The following is a 14,807-nucleotide window of genomic DNA, read 5'->3' on the forward strand; positions in this document are numbered from 1 at the left end:
GTGAGCGGTTTATCGAGGCGCAGTCCGGTGATCGCCGACGTGCGGGTGCGCGCCGGCCTCACCGCCGACGGCGCGAAGTGGCGGGCCGCCGCGTCGGCCCTGATCACCGGTGACGAACCGGTTTTCGCCGGGCACTACCCGGGATTCCCCATCTTCCCCGGGGTGTGCGTGCTGGAGTGCGTGACCCGCGGCGCCGAGCTCACCAGTCCCGAACCCGCCGTGCTGACGGGCATCGAGTCGGCGCGGTTCCTCGGCGCGGTGTTCCCGGGCGACGAGATCGACATCGCCCTGGAGTGGACCGGTCGGGACGGGGACTGGGTGTGCAAGGCCGCCGTGACGGTGGGGAGCCGGAAGGTCGGCAGCGTGCGCCTGGGTTACGGGGTGGCGGCGTGATGATCACCCGTTCTGAGCTGCGGCGTCTCCTGCCGCACCGCTACCCGATCCTGCTGGTCGACCGGGTGCTCGAGGTCGTGCCCGGCGAGCGCATCACCACGGTGAAAGCCGTGACGTGCAACGAACCCTGGTACGCCGATCTCGGCGACGAGGTCACCGACGAGGAACTGGCCTATCCATCGACCCTGCTGGTCGAGTCGTGGGCGCAGTCGGCCGGCGTGCTGGCGACGCTCACCGTCGGCGGTACGGAGGCATTGCACGACAAGGTGATGCTGCTCGGCTCGGTGTCCGGAGTGGACTTCCACGGACCCGTGCTGCCCGGCGATGTGGTGGAGCACCGCATCGGCCTGCACCGTGTCATGGGCGAAACCATGATCTTCCAAGGCGAGAGCCGCGTGGCCGGGCGGACGGTGGTCACCGTGACCAACGCCGTGATGGCCTTCCGGCCCGCCGACCAGCTGCGCCCGGAGAAGGCCGGGGTAATCGGCGAGGGAATCCCAGCATGACCGACAACATCGGCAGAGTGGCCCTGGTCAGCGGGGCGTCCCGCGGCATCGGCAGGGCGGTCGCGTTGCGGCTGGCCGCCGACGGTTTCGACATCAGCTTCTGCTACCGCAGCGACGAGCAGGCCGCCGACGAGCTGGAGAAGGAGCTGGTCGGGCTGGGCGTGCGCGCGCTGGCCCGCCGGGTCGACGTCAGCGACGGCGCGGCGGTGCGGTCCTGGGTGGCCGAGACCGAGCAGTTCGGCCCGATCGAGCTGGCCGTCACCTCGGCCGGCATCACCCGGGACGGGCCGCTGGTCAAGATGCCCGACGAGGACTGGCATTCGGTGCTGGACACCAACCTGGACGGGGTATTCCACGTAGGCCGGGCCGTGGTGTTCCCGATGATGAAGCGCCGCCGGGGATCGGTGATCGCGATCTCCTCGGTGTCCGGCGTGTACGGGCTGGCCACGCAGACCAACTACTCGGCGTCCAAGGCCGGCGTCATCGGCTTCACCAAGGCGATGGCCAAGGAGGTCGGCCGCTACGGCATCAGGGTCAACGCGGTGGCCCCCGGCATGATCGAGACCGACATGACCGAGGCGCTGACCGCGCAGGCCAGGGCCAAGCTGCTGGCCGGCATTCCCCTTGGCCGCTTCGGCGCCGCCGCCGAGGTCGCCGACCTGGTGGCCTATCTGGCCTCGCCGGCCGCGTCCTACGTGACCGGCTCGGTGCTGGAGATCCACGGCGGCATCAGCATCTGACGGGAGGAGGACGTGATCACTCGCGGGGAAGCCGAGAACTGGGACGCGGTCGTGGTCGGCGCCGGGTTCGGCGGGCTGGTGTGCGCCGCCTACCTGGCCGTCAGCGGCCACAAGGTCGTGGTGTTCGAGCACCACGACGTGGCGGGTGGCAACGGGCACACCTTCCGCCGCCGCCGGGCCTACGAGTTCGACGTGGGCGTGCACTACCTGGGCGACTGCGCGCCCGGCGGGCTCATTCCCGGGATCCTGTCCGGGCTGGGCCTGTCCGAGCGGGTGCGGTTCCTGGAGATGGACCCGAACGGCTTCGACCGGATCCAGCTGCCCACCGTCACGGTGGACGTGCCGGCCGGTTGGGACCGCTACCGGGAGCGGCTGGTCGCCGCGCTGCCGGCCGACGCCCACGGCATCGAGACGTACGTGCGCATCGCCCGGGAAGTCTGCGACCTGCAACGGTCCGGCCTGCTGCGCAGCGAGGGACTCGGCCAGCTGTCCCGGGAAAGCCTGGAGCTGATGGTCATGGCCCGGGGCAGCCTTGCCGCGCTGTTCGACCACTGTGGACTGTCCACACGGGCCAGAACGGTGCTGGCCGGGCAGTCGGCCAACTACGGCGCGGCCCCGGACCAGGTCACCGTGTCCACGCACCTGAGCATGATCGACCATTACCTGCGCGGGGCCTACTATCCCGAAGGCGGCGGCCAAGCTTTGGTGGCCGCGTTGGTCGAGGTGATCGAGGCGCACGGCGGCAGCCTGCGCACCCGCAAGAAGGTCGAGCGGATCACCATCGAGGACGGCAGAACCACCGGTGTGGAACTGGCCGGCGGCGAGCGACACACCGCGCCGCTGGTGGTGTCCAATGCGGACTTTCGCCGCACGGTGCTGGAACTGGCCGGCGGGGAAAGGAACTTCCCGGCGGCGTTGGTGCGCAAGACCGAGAAGACCCGGATGCGCCTGGCGTTCGCCGTGCTCTACGTGGCCCTGGACATCGAGCTGCCCGACCGCCCGAATGCCAACCTGTGGTGGTTCCGGGACGAGGACATCGAGTCCATGTATCGCGAACTGGCCGCGGGCACACCGTCACAGATCCGGTCGGCCTTCTGCTCCTTCGCCTCGGTGAAGGAGCAGGGCCGGGCCGACGTGTGCCCGCCCGGCCACAGCAACTTCCAGGTGATGACGCTGGCCCGGGCCGACTACCCGGACTGGGGCGTGGCCGGCGGCCCGGCCGACGGCACGCGCTACCGGCGCGAACCGGCGTACCAGCGGAGCAAGCAGTGGTGGAGCGACGAACTGCTGCGCACCGCGGAACAGGCCCTCGGGCCGTTCCGCGACCACATCACGCACCTGGAGCTGGGCACGCCGCTGACCCACGAGCGCTACACGCTCTCCAGCGGCGGCACGCCCTACGGCCTGGCCCACTGGGGCGGGTTCGGGGCGCGTCCCGACACCCGGACCGTGGTGGACGGGCTTTATCTGGTGGGACAGAACACACGCGCCGGCAGCGGGGTCTCCGGCGCGATGATCGGGGGGATCTCCTGCGCCGCGCAGATCCTCGGGCGGCCGCTGCTGCCCGAGGTGCTCGGCGGCGCGGTGCTCGCGAACCCGGCGCTGCTGCCCGAGCGGGCGGCCGACTGGGATCCGCTGGCGGTCTCCAGGGGGACCCGGCGGGTGCGGGCCAAGGGCCTCGCGCGGGTGGGTTAGCGATCACGGAACGACAACAACGACGGTTCAAGAGCGGGGAATCTCCATGACTTCCAGTGCCCAGGTGCGACCGGACGGCGCATCTTTCGACGACAACGCGCTTTTCGGCAACGTGCGGCCCCTCGTGGACACGGCGTTGCTGCCGGCCGGCGACGGACAGCCCCGGGTGGTGCGGGCCGCGCACCGGCTCTACGAGCACCTGATCAGCCTGTGGGCCCCCGGCGCCATCGAGGCCGCCTTCGACCTCGGCGTGTTCGAGGCGCTGGCCGATGGCCCGGCCACCGCCGACGAGCTGGCGAAGTCCTTGTCCACCAACCCGAAGGCCACCCGCGTCCTGCTGGACGGCCTCAACGCCTACGATCTGCTGGACCGCACCTGGGACGCCGACGGCACCGTGGTCTACGTGCTGCCCGAGGACGTCCGCGACGTGATGCGGCCCGACGGCCTGTTCAGCCTGGCCGGCAAGATCGGCTACGACCGGCAGATGGCTTGGGGCGCCTGGCGAAACCTGGCCGAGACGGTCCGCACCGGCGCGCTGGCCGACGACGGATCCCAGCAGCACAACCAGATCTCGGCCACCGAGTACGAGTCCCTGGTGCGCGGCATCAACTTCTGGGCCCCGCCGGTCGTGCACGCGCTGGCCGAGCAGCTCAAGGACCAGGGCTGGAGCGCCGACCGCGAGGCCGGCATGCTCGACGTCGGCTGCGGCACCGGCATCTACAGCCAGCTGCTGCTCCAGCAGTTCGCCGGTCTCACCGCGACCGGCCTGGACGTGGAGCGCATCCTGCCGCTGGCCATCGCCCAGAGCGAGCAGCTGGCCGTGGCCGACCGCTTCCACCCGCTGCGCCGCGACTTCTGGCGTGAGGACTGGGGAACCGGCTTCGACCTGGTGCTGTTCGTCAACATCTTCCACCTCCAGACCCCCGAGGACGCCCGCGACCTGGCCATCAAGGCCAACAAGGCGCTGGCCGACGGCGGCCTGGTGGCGATCGTCGACCAGATCGTGGTCGAGGACGAGGCCAACTCCACCCAGAACCGGTTCTTCCGGCTGTTCGCCGCGTCGATGATGGCCACCGGCGGCGGCGACGCGTACACGCTCGACCAGTACGACGAGTGGCTGACCGGGGCCGGCCTGCGCCGGGTGGCCCTGGTCGACACCCCGATGCACCGCATCCTGCTCGCCGGGCGCGACTGACCCACATGCCCACTCGCAGCACGCCGAACGGGAGGAACCGCACTGGTTCCTCCCGTTCGGCGTGCTCTCGGTCAGCGGCCGCTCAGGCTCAGCTGCCGTTCGACCATGCGCTCCAACTCGGCGAACTCGGCCCGGGCCCGGCGCCGGCCCGCGGCCAGCACCGCCAGCGACCCGGCCGTGACCACGGCGATGATCGCCGCCAGCGCGGCCAGCGTCAGCGCGTCCGGGTGGATCAGCGACTGGCCCCGCAGCGCCTGCCAGGTGACCAGCGCGATCACGCCGGCGTAACCCACGGCCGCGACCATGACCAGGCCGGTGCGGACCTTCTCGTCCCGCAGCAGCAGCCAGCGGCCGGCCAGCGCGCCCAGCAGGATCGCGAACAGCGGCAGGGCCTGCAATGCGTGCATGCCGACGAAGTGCGGAATGCGCAGGTCACCGCCGGTGGTGGACCAGTCGGTCAGCGGCATGCCCGGCCCGCCGTCGGGCACGCCGACGCTGTGGCCGCCGATCGTCGCGGGCATGCCGCCCTCGTCCAGGACCCGCTGCTGCTCGGGGGTGGGCAGGTTCATCAGCTCGCCCAGGGCCATGCCGATCACCGACAGGCTCAGGCCCAGCCGCAGGGCCCACGCGGTCGAGCGGCTCCCCGGCTTGGCGATCATCACCAGGATGGCGATCACCAGGGTGGCCACCCACACGAACGCCACCATGAAGCCCATCGCGTTGTAGAACAGGCCGTCCAGCGCGGTCGCGTAGTTGAAGTGCGACATGCGGCCCCGGATCACCTGGGTCAGCACGATCACCCACTCGCCGCTGGACAGCGCCACGATCGCGGTGCCCGACCACCAGCCGATCCTGCGCAGCTTCGGCCGGGAGGCCGGCAGCAGGGAGATCACCCAGGCCAGCGTGACCGTGTAGAGCGTGAACGACACCGCGAACTTGAACGGCTTGAGCCAGACCGGAGCCCCGACCAGCACTCTGTGGTCGACCGCGAGTCCCACCGCGCAGACCGCGATCAACGCGACCATGGCGATCGCGAACATCATCAGCGGCCGGTGCCAGCGCAGGACGCTCCGCATGGCTGCTCCCTTCCCCAGTTCTCGTGTGGTGCTCACCTTGCCGGGTCCGGGGTGACCGCCGCACGGACGCTACGACCCGAATGCGTTGGGGGGGTAAACCCCACCACCGTGGGGCCAGACCCACTGACCGAGGCGGTCACGGCCGGGCAGGATCAACGTCACCATCGGTTTCTGGAGGGATCTGAGCATCATGAGGCGCCTGCGTCTGACCGGTCTGGCCATCGGGCTCTCCGTCGTGTCGGTGCTCGGCTTCGTGCTGGTGACGTGCACCGTGGTCGCCGGCCTGTTGTCGTTCACCGTGATCGGAGCGTTCCTCTTCCTCGGCCTGGCGGCGGCCCAGCGGCCGTTCACCGACCTGCACCTGCGCAGCGCCGAGAAAGTGCTGGGCCGGTCGATTCCGCGCACCCCGCGCACGCCCACCTCGGGCGGGCCGCTGCGCCGGCTCGGACAGGCCTTGTCCGACACGGGGACCTGGCGGGACATCGCGTTCCTGGTCTTCAACACCGTGTCCGGGCTGACGATCCTGCTGGTGCCGCCGCTGCTGTTCCTGCACGGCCTTGGCGCGTTGCTGCTGCCGGTGTTCTGGAACACGTTGGGGGTCAGCCAGCACGGATTCCCGTACATGACGCGGTTCTGGGTCAACAGCGGCAACGAGCTGCAGGTGGGCCTGGGGCTGGCCGCGGTGTCGTTCCTGCTCTGGTTCGTCCTCACGCCGGCGCTGCTGCGGCTCAACGCGGTGATCACCGCGGCGTTGCTGGGCAGTTCGGCCGCCGCGCCGGGCTTCGTGAGCCGGCCGCAGGTCGCGCGCTAACCAGCGCGGTCGTTGATCCGCCATGCCCGCGGGCATGGCGGATTTCGGCTTGCCCGGAAACGGAAAACGGGCGGTGCCGCGATGGGGGAAGATCGCGGCACCGCCTACGTTCGGCCTCGGTGGGGACTGCGCGAGGCCGGCGGGACGGGGAAAACCGGGCCGGGGGCGCGCACACGCCGCCGGAGTGGGGTGGACTCCCGGTTGCTCCCCTTTGGTGTTCCGCTCAATTCTGTCCTGCCGGCCACCGGGGAGCGAGGGTGGCAGAACCACGGTCGCGGTGGGGCTAGACCCCCTGCGTGACCACGTGACGCAACGTTATGACGAGTGAACGGGTGGGGATCCCTGTGAAGCGTTCGGGGTTGAACGACGTCCTTCCGCTGTCGCCCTTCCAGGAGGGGCTGCTGTTCCACGCGGTGGTCGATCCGCAGGCGGTGGACGTCTACACCGTGCAGCTGGTGCTGGACTTCACCGGCCGGCTGGACGCCGCCCGGCTGCGGACGGCCACGCAGGCGCTGCTGGACCGGCACGCCAACCTGCGGGCGGGTTTCCGCTACACCAAGTCCGGCCAGGCCGTGCAGGTCATCCCGGCCGCGGTCACGCTGCCGTGGCAGGAGTTCGACCGGTCGGATCCCGCCGAGGTGGAGCGGATCACCGAGGCCGACCGGGTGCGGCGCTTCGACGTGGCCAAGCCGCCGCTGCTGCGGGCCACCCTGATCCGGCGGTCGGACACCTCGTGGCGATTCCTGCTCAGCAACCACCACATCCTGGCCGACGGCTGGTCGATGTCGGTGCTGGTGCGCGAGCTGTTTGCTGTGTACAACAACAATCCGCTGCCGCGGGTGACGCCGTACCGGGACTACCTGGGCTGGCTGGCCAAGCAGGACAAGGCCGCCGGGCTGGCGGCCTGGCGGACGGCCCTGGCCGGCTTGGAGGAGCCGACCCGGGTGGCGCCGGTCAACCCCGACCGGGCGCCGGTGATGCCCGGCAGCGCGATCGTCGAGCTGCCCGAGGAGGTCACGGCCCGGCTCAGCGGCTGGGCCCGGGCCAACGGCTTGACCCTGAACACCGTGGTGCAGGGCTGCTGGGCGATTCTGCTGGGGGTGTTGACCGGGCGGGCCGATGTCGTCTTCGGGGCCACCAATTCCGGGCGGCCGCCGGAGATTCCCGGCATCGAGACCATGGTCGGGCTGTTCATCAACACCGTGCCGGTGCGCATGCGTCTGCGGCCGGCGGATTCGCTGCTGACGGCGTTGACCCGGTTGCAGGACGAGCAGTCCGCGTTGATTCCCTTTCAGCACATGGGGTTGGCCGAGGTGCAGGGGCTGGCCGGGGTGGGCGAGCTGTTCGACACGGTGATGGTGTTCGAGAACTACCCGCTGGACGCCAGCGGCTTGGACGCGCCGGCCGAGGGGCTGGCGGTGAGCTTCGCCGCCGGCCGGGACTCCAGCCACTATCCGTTGAACCTCAGGGTTTCTCCCGGCCCCCGGCTGCAACTGCGGTTGGAGTACGGGCCCGATCTGTTCACGGCCGCGTCGGCGTCGGCGATTGTCGACCGGGTGGTCGGGCTGATGGCCACCGTGGTGGCGGAGCCGGATCGGTTGCTGGGGCAGGTTGACGTGCTCACCCCGGCGGAGCGGCAGCAGCTGTTGGTGGAGTGGAACAACTCCGCTCGTGACGGTGGCTTCGAGGGTGTGGTGGAACGGGTTCGGCGGGCCAACCCGTCGTCGGTCGCCGTGGTCGACGACAACGGGCCCGTGACCTACGGGTCGTTGGTGCGGCGGGCGAGTCTGGTTTCGCGTGTGGTGGAGCCGGGTTCGTTGGTGGCGGTGTTGTCGGATCGTAGTTCTCGGTTTGTGGCGGCGGTTCTGGGTGTGTTGGGTGCTGGTGGCGCGTATGTGCCGTTGGATGTGCATGCTCCGGTGGCGCGGATCTCGTCGTTGCTGGTGGACAGCGGTGTTCGGCTGTTGTTGGTGGCCCCGGAGTTCGCTTCGCTGGCGGCCGAGGTGGTGCCGGCCGACGGGTCCGTTCGGGTGGTCGTTCTCGGCGATGACGAGGACTCTTCGCTGGTTCCGATCGTTGGTGGCGAGGACGATCTGGCGTATGTGATCTTCACGTCGGGGTCGACGGGCAAGCCCAAGGGTGCGATGGTGCATCGGCGGGGCATGGTGAATCACCTGTTGGCCAAGGCCGAGGATCTTGGGGTCACGGCTGCTGATGTGGTGGTGCAGAACGCGCCGTTGACGTTCGACATCTCGGTGTGGCAGATGCTGTTGCCGCTGATCGTCGGCGGCACGGTTCGGGTGGTCGGGCGTTCTGCCGCCGCCGACCCCGATGCCCTGTTCGCGGTGCCGTGCACGGTGTTGGAGGTCGTGCCGTCTTTGCTGCGGGCGGCGTTGGACGGCTGGGACTCCGGGGCCTCGCTGCCTGATCTTTCTGGCCTGCGGTGGCTAGTGGTAACGGGTGAGGCGTTACCGCCGGATCTGTGTGTGCGGTGGTTCGACCGGTTCCCGTTGATTCCGCTGGTCAACGCCTACGGGCCGACCGAGTGCTCGGACGACGTGACCCACGCCTTCCTCCGTGCCGGCGACGCCTTGGGCGATGTGCGGGTGCCGATCGGCCGGGTGGTCCGTAACACGCAGCTGTATGTGCTGGGTGACGGCTTGCAGCCGGTGCCGGTGGGTGTGCCCGGTGAGCTGTACGTTGGTGGCACCGGCGTCGGTCACGGGTACCTGCACAACCCGACTCGGACGGCGATCTCCTTCATGGCCGACCCGTTCTCGCCGGTGCCGGGCGCTCGGATGTACCGCACCGGGGATCGGGTCCGGTATCTGCCGGACGGACAGCTGGAGTTCTTGGAGCGTAGGGACTTCCAGGTGAAGGTGCGGGGTCACCGCATCGAGCTGGGCGAGGTCGAGGCCGCCCTGCGCGCGGTGCCGGGCATCACGGATGTCGCCGTGGATGTTCGGGCCGATTCCGCTGGTCAGAAGCGTCTGGTCGGGTACGTGGTCGGCGCGGTGGAGCCGGCGGTCGTGCGGGACGCGGTGTCGGGTGTGCTGCCGGAGTACATGGTTCCGTCGGTGGTGATGGTCCTCGACGCGCTTCCCTTGACGCCCAACGGCAAGGTCGACCGCAAGGCGCTGCCGATGCCCGAGGCGGTCACGGTCGGCGGTCGCGCCGCTCGGGGGCCGCGTGAGGAAATCCTGTGTGGACTGTTCGCCGAGGTGCTGGGGCTACCTTCCGTTGGTGTGACGGATAGTTTCTTCGAACTGGGCGGTCACTCGCTGCTGGCCACCCGCCTGGTCAGCCGGATTCGGTCGGTGCTGGGCGTGGAGCTGGCCGTGCGGGCCTTGTTCGACGCCCCGACCGTCGCCACCCTGGCCCGGCAGCTGGAGGTCTCCGGCCACGCCCGGCCCCCGTTGGTCCCGGTCTCGCGGCCCGATGTGGTGCCGTTGTCCTTTGCCCAGCGGCGGCTGTGGTTCCTCAACCGTCTCGACGGCATCAGCTCGGCATATAACGTCACTGCCGTTATCCGCCTCGACGGTGCGGTCGACCAGGACGCCCTGGCCGCCGCCGTGGCCGATGTGGTGGCGCGGCACGAGAGCCTGCGCACGGTGTACCCGGAGATCGACGGCGCCCCGCACCAGCTCGTCCTCGACGCCGCCATCGACCTGTTCACCCAGATCGACGTGACCTCGTCCGCGTTGGATTCGTGCGTCACCGAGGCCGTGCGTCGGGGCTTCGACCTGTCGGTGGACACCCCGATTCGGGTCACTTTGTGCACTGTGGACAGCGAACGTCATGTGCTGGTCGTGGTCGTGCACCACATCGCCTCCGACGGCTGGTCCCTCGCGCCTTTGGCCCGTGACCTCTCGCAGGCCTACGCCGCGCGCATCAACGGCAACGCTCCACTGTGGACTCCGCTGCCAGTGCAGTATGCGGACTACACCCTGTGGCAACACGAATTGCTGGGCAGCGAGGACGACCCCGACAGTATCGTGTCCCGGCAGCTGGAGTTCTGGAAGGGGGCGCTGGCCGATCTGCCCGACCAGCTTGAACTGCCCACCGACCATGCGCGCCCGGCCGTGGCCACCTATCGCGGCTCGCGCGTGGCATTCGACCTGGACGCCGACCTGCACGCCCGGCTGAACAAGCTGGCCCGGGCCAACGGGGCCAGCCTGTTCATGGTGCTCCAGGCCGGTCTGGCCGCCCTGCTGTCGAAACTCGGCGCCGGCACGGACATTCCCCTCGGCACCCCCATCGCCGGGCGCACCGACGACGCCCTCGACGACCTGGTCGGCGTCTTCATCAACACCCTGGTGCTGCGCACCGACGTGTCCGGCGACCCGAGCTTCGCCGACCTGATCGCCCGGGTGCGGGCGGTCGACCTCGCCGCCTACGCCCACCAGGACGTGCCGTTCGAGCGGCTGGTCGACGTGCTCAACCCGACCCGGTCCCTGGCCCGGCAACCGCTGTTCCAGGTCATGGTGGCCCTGCACAACAACGCCGAGGTCCGCATCGACCTCGGCGGCGTGCGCGGCGAAGTGGTGCCGGCCGACCTCGGCGCCGCCAGGTTCGACCTCGCCTTCGAGTTCGCCGAGACGGCCGATGGTCTCCAGGGCGTTGTCGAGTACAGCACCGACCTGTTCGAGGCCGACACCGTGCGGCAGATGGCCGATCGGCTTGTGCGCGTGCTGCGGGCCATGGCCGCCGACCCCAAGCTGACCGTCAGCAGGCTCGACGTGTTGGCCGACGACGAGCGCAAACGGTTGCTGCACAACTGGAACGACACCGCCGTCGCCCTGCCCGATGTCCTGCTGCCCGAACTGTTGGAGGGCGTTGTCCCCGACGCGGTGGCCGTGGCCTGTCAGGACACCACCCTGACCTACGCCGCCCTGCACGCCCGCGCCAACCGCCTGGCCCGCCTGCTGATCAGCCATGGTGTCGGACCGGAGTCGTTGGTGGGCCTGGTGATGCCGCGCACCGCCGACATGGTGGTCGCCCTGCTGGCCGTGCTCAAGACCGGCGGCGCCTACCTGCCCATCGACCCCAACTATCCCGCCGACCGCGTGGCATACATGCTGGAAGACGCCAACCCGGTCGTGGTGCTCAGTGACTCCACCGTGGACACCGACTCCGCCGCGCCGCGCGTGCTGATGGATCAGGTTGACCTACAAGGGTTCTCCGACGCCACCGTGACCGATGCCGAGCGGACCGGGCCGCGCAACCCGGCCAACCCCGCGTACGTCATCTACACCTCGGGGTCCACCGGCAAGCCCAAGGGCGTCACCGTGCCCGTCCGGGCGTTCATCAACCTGCTGCTGGACATGGTGCGGCGCACCGAGATCACCCCCGAGGACCGGTTCCTGGCCGTCACCACGCTCGGCTTCGACATCTTCAACCTGGAGATCCTGGTGCCGCTGCTGGTCGGGGCCCGGCTGGTGGTGGCCGGCCGGGACGAGGTGCTCGACCCCGAGGCGCTGGCCCGGCTGGCCGTGGACAGCGAGGCCACGATCATGCAGGCCACGCCCAGTCTCTGGCACGCCCTGGTCGGCAGCCACCCGGAAAGCCTGCACCGCCTCCGGGTCCTGATCGGCGGCGAGGCCGTCAGCCGCACCCTGGCCAACTCGCTGGTCGCGGCCACCGCCGGCGTCACCAACGTGTACGGGCCGACCGAGACCACCATCTGGTCCACGGCCGCCGACCTGACCGCTGACCGGCCCGGCTCGCCGCAGATCGGCCGGCCGCTGGCCAACACCCAGGTGTACGTGCTCGACGCCGCCCTGCGGCCGGTGCCGACCGGGGTGAACGGCGAGCTCTACATCGCCGGCGACGGCCTGGCCCGGGGCTACCTCAACCGGCCGTCGCTCACCGCGTCTCGCTTCGTGGCCAACCCGTTTGACGGTTCCCGCATGTACCGCACCGGCGACGTCGTGCGCTGGGGCTCCGACGGCGAGCTGGAATACGTCGGCCGCACCGACCACCAGGTCAAGATCCGCGGCTTCCGTATCGAGCTCGGCGAGATCGAGGCTGCCCTGCTGGCCCGGCCCTCGGTCGCGCAGGCGGCCGTGGTCGTGCGCGAGGATCGGCCGGGGGACAAGCGGCTCGTCGCCTACCTCGTCACCTCGGAGCTGGAAGACCTGCGCGCAGAGCTGGGCCGGGTGCTGCCGGACTACATGGTGCCGTCGGCCTTCGTGCACCTGGACGCGCTTCCCCTGACCGCCAACGGAAAGCTCGACCGCAAGGCCCTCCCCGTCCCCGACTTCGAACCCGTCGCCGCCGACGACCGGCCGCGCACCCCGCAGGAGTCCGTCCTCTGTGGACTCTTCGCCGAGGTCCTCGGCCGGCCCGATGTCGGCGTTCGGGACAGCTTCTTCCAGCTGGGCGGGCATTCCCTGCTGGCCACCCGGCTGATCAGCCGCATCCGGGCCACGCTCAACGTCGAGCTGCCCATCCGCGTCCTGTTCGAGGCCCCGAGCGTCTCGGCGCTGGTCGGGCGGCTGGGGCAGCAGGTCGACAACGACGCGTTCGAGACCCTGACCCCCTTGCAGCCCAACGGATCCCAGACGCCGATCTTCTGCGTGCACCCCACCGGCTGCATCGCCTGGTCCTACCTCGGACTGGCCCGCCACCTCGGGCCCGACGTTCCCCTGTACGGCTTGCAGGCCCAGGGGATCACCCGTCAAGCCGTGCTGCCGTCCGACATCGGGTCCATGGCCGCCGACTATCTGGCGCACATCCAGAAGGTGCAGCCCAGCGGGCCGTACCGGCTGCTCGGCTGGTCCTTCGGCGGCGTTGTCGCGCAGGAGATCGCCGTGCAGCTCCAGGAACGCGGGGAGGAGGTCGAGCTGCTGGCCAGCCTCGACAGCGATCCCTTGCCCGATGGCTCCGCCATTCCCGACGACCGACTGCTGCTCAGCAACATCCTGGCGTTCTTCGGCCACGAACCGGACCCCGATCCCACCCCCGCCCGGCTCGTCGAACTCTTCCGTGCGTCCGACAATCCCTTGGCCGTGCTCGACGAACACCAGATCGCCAACCTGCTCGACGTGTGGCGCAACAACGTCCGCCTGCACCGGGACTTCCGGCCACGCCGATTCACCGGCCGTATGGTCCACTTCTCCGCCACCGACGGCCCCGACCCCGACGCCGCCGTCCGCCGGTGGGCACCGCACATCGCCGGCCCCATCGACGTGCATCCCGTTCCCGCCCACCACGATCACCTCATGGCCCCCGAGCCCCTCGCCCACATCGGGCGGGTGCTCGCCTCCCTGCTGTGATTCCTTTGCCGGTGGCGGCCTTTCCGGCCGCCACCGGCGCTACCCTCTCGATCATGAGCTTGTCGATCGAGGCAGTCACCGACGTCACCGACGAGATCCTCACCGCGTTCTCCCGCCTGCTACCCCAGCTCTCCAGCACCGCCGCGCCCCTGGACCGTGACGCCTTGGCCCGCACCGTCTCGTGCGAGACCAACACCGTGCTCATCGCCCGGGACTCCGGGGCCATCCTCGGCAGCCTCACCCTCGTCATGTTCCCCCTGCCCACCGGCCTGCGCGCCTGGGTCGAGGACGTCGTCGTCGACCAATCGGCCCGTGGCCGCGGCATCGGCGCCTCCCTCACCGCCGAAGCCGTCCGCCTCGCCCGCCAGGCCGGCGCCCGCACCCTCGACCTCACCACCCGCCCCTCCCGCGAGGCCGCCAACCGCCTCTACCAGCGCCAGGGCTTCCACCTCCGCGAGTCCCAGGTCTACCGCCACCCCCTGACCTGATTCCCCTCCGTTGCGCGCTGGGCGTGGTTGTGGTTCGGGCGCCCGCGCCGCGCAGTTGCCTGGGGATGGGTGATCCGGGTTGTCGGCGATTCTCCCGCCCGCCCTCCCCAGCCTCCGGGTCCCCAGACCCGGTCCCACCCCCAAGATCAAGGGACCTTCCCTCTCGTCCAACGCCAGGAAGGGCCCCTTCATGACGTGAGGAGTCACTCGATGCGGTGATTGAGGGGCGCGACGGTCCCGGGCCGTGGCAGGTTAGGCCGATCGGACCATCGGCGCGCAGCGCGGCGCGCCCTCCTTGACTAGCCAGGGGAAGTCACCCGTGCTGCACCGCATCGAGCCCATCGACGCCCAGTCCTGCACCGTCCGCTTCCGTCTCGACCGCGACCACATCGGCCGCGCCGGCACCACCTCGGTGGTCGGCGACTTCAACGGCTGGCAGCCCGGCCATGCCCCGTTCGTGTACCGGGGCTTCGGCGGCTACCAGGCGGCGATCGTCGTGCCCACCGGCTCCACGATCCGCGTCCGCTACCTGTCCGAACGCGACGGCTGGGGCAATCCGGACAACATCGCCGCGGTCGACGGATCCGACTCGGTGATCCACGTCCGCCCCGGGACGGTCTGAACCC

The 14,807-nt window shown here is 70.2% G+C and carries 10 protein-coding genes; 9 read left to right on the top strand and 1 reads right to left on the bottom strand.

Annotation, left to right across the window (positions count from 1 at the left end; translation table 11 throughout):
* The 5 genes from ACIG5F_RS12590 to ACIG5F_RS12610 are packed head-to-tail and all read left to right on the top strand — an operon-like array spanning position 1 to position 4,529.
* Positions 1 to 393, top strand: coding sequence for a 3-hydroxyacyl-ACP dehydratase FabZ family protein (locus ACIG5F_RS12590; protein WP_396517744.1), 393 nt, complete (start codon positions 1 to 3; stop codon positions 391 to 393).
* Complete coding sequence (locus tag ACIG5F_RS12595; RefSeq protein ID WP_396517745.1) at positions 393 to 899, top strand: 3-hydroxyacyl-ACP dehydratase FabZ family protein; 507 nt, start codon at positions 393 to 395, stop codon at positions 897 to 899. Before ACIG5F_RS12590 ends, ACIG5F_RS12595 begins: the two co-directional genes overlap by 1 nt.
* Positions 896 to 1,639: a 3-oxoacyl-[acyl-carrier-protein] reductase gene (fabG, locus tag ACIG5F_RS12600; protein WP_396517746.1), complete on the top strand. Its 744-nt coding sequence runs from the start codon at positions 896 to 898 to the stop codon at positions 1,637 to 1,639. The genes ACIG5F_RS12595 and fabG overlap by 4 nt, the downstream gene beginning before the upstream one ends.
* 12 nt (positions 1,640 to 1,651) lie before the next feature.
* Positions 1,652 to 3,334 carry a phytoene desaturase family protein gene (locus ACIG5F_RS12605; RefSeq protein WP_396517748.1) on the top strand — a complete coding sequence of 561 codons (1,683 nt, stop codon included), beginning with the start codon at positions 1,652 to 1,654 and terminating at the stop codon, positions 3,332 to 3,334.
* A 46-nt stretch (positions 3,335 to 3,380) separates the two neighbouring features.
* On the top strand, positions 3,381 to 4,529 hold the full coding sequence (locus tag ACIG5F_RS12610; RefSeq protein WP_396517749.1) for a class I SAM-dependent methyltransferase: 1,149 nt from the start codon (positions 3,381 to 3,383) through the stop codon (positions 4,527 to 4,529).
* A gap of 71 nt (positions 4,530 to 4,600) precedes the next feature.
* Here ACIG5F_RS12610 and ACIG5F_RS12615 read toward each other — a convergent pair whose 3' ends face one another.
* Entirely contained in the window at positions 4,601 to 5,605 is a 1,005-nt protein-coding gene (locus ACIG5F_RS12615) for a hypothetical protein (RefSeq protein WP_396517750.1), read from the bottom strand.
* A 190-nt stretch (positions 5,606 to 5,795) separates the two neighbouring features.
* Here ACIG5F_RS12615 and ACIG5F_RS12620 point away from each other — a divergent pair, with 190 nt between their 5' ends.
* The 4 genes from ACIG5F_RS12620 (at position 5,796) to ACIG5F_RS12635 (ending at position 14,803) form a co-directional block, all read left to right on the top strand.
* Positions 5,796 to 6,416 carry a sensor domain-containing protein gene (locus ACIG5F_RS12620; protein WP_396517751.1) on the top strand — a complete coding sequence of 207 codons (621 nt, stop codon included), beginning with the start codon at positions 5,796 to 5,798 and terminating at the stop codon, positions 6,414 to 6,416.
* Positions 6,417 to 6,775: 359 nt separating this feature from the next.
* On the top strand, positions 6,776 to 13,693 hold the full coding sequence (locus ACIG5F_RS12625) for an amino acid adenylation domain-containing protein (protein WP_396517752.1): 6,918 nt from the start codon (positions 6,776 to 6,778) through the stop codon (positions 13,691 to 13,693).
* Positions 13,694 to 13,746: 53 nt separating this feature from the next.
* Positions 13,747 to 14,181 (top strand): GNAT family N-acetyltransferase, encoded by a 435-nt coding sequence (locus ACIG5F_RS12630; RefSeq protein ID WP_396517754.1) that lies wholly within the window; start codon positions 13,747 to 13,749, stop codon positions 14,179 to 14,181.
* 319 nt (positions 14,182 to 14,500) lie between these two features.
* Positions 14,501 to 14,803, top strand: a complete 303-nt coding sequence (locus ACIG5F_RS12635; protein ID WP_396517755.1) for a hypothetical protein — start codon at positions 14,501 to 14,503, stop codon at positions 14,801 to 14,803.
* Positions 14,804 to 14,807 lie beyond the last annotated feature (4 nt).

The organism is Kutzneria sp. NPDC052558 (assembly GCF_044547355.1).
Taxonomy (GTDB): Bacteria; Actinomycetota; Actinomycetes; order Mycobacteriales; family Pseudonocardiaceae; genus Kutzneria.

Excerpts from the sequence above, each read along its gene's own strand:
- ACIG5F_RS12595 (WP_396517745.1), top strand. The coding sequence starts at position 393 with ATGATCACCCGTTCTGAGCTGCGGCGTCTCCTGCCGCACCGCTACCCG.
- fabG (WP_396517746.1), top strand. The coding sequence starts at position 896 with ATGACCGACAACATCGGCAGAGTGGCCCTGGTCAGCGGGGCGTCCCGC.
- ACIG5F_RS12610 (WP_396517749.1), top strand. The coding sequence starts at position 3,381 with ATGACTTCCAGTGCCCAGGTGCGACCGGACGGCGCATCTTTCGACGAC.
- ACIG5F_RS12615 (WP_396517750.1), bottom strand. The coding sequence starts at position 5,605 with ATGCGGAGCGTCCTGCGCTGGCACCGGCCGCTGATGATGTTCGCGATC.
- ACIG5F_RS12620 (WP_396517751.1), top strand. The coding sequence starts at position 5,796 with ATGAGGCGCCTGCGTCTGACCGGTCTGGCCATCGGGCTCTCCGTCGTG.
- ACIG5F_RS12630 (WP_396517754.1), top strand. The coding sequence starts at position 13,747 with ATGAGCTTGTCGATCGAGGCAGTCACCGACGTCACCGACGAGATCCTC.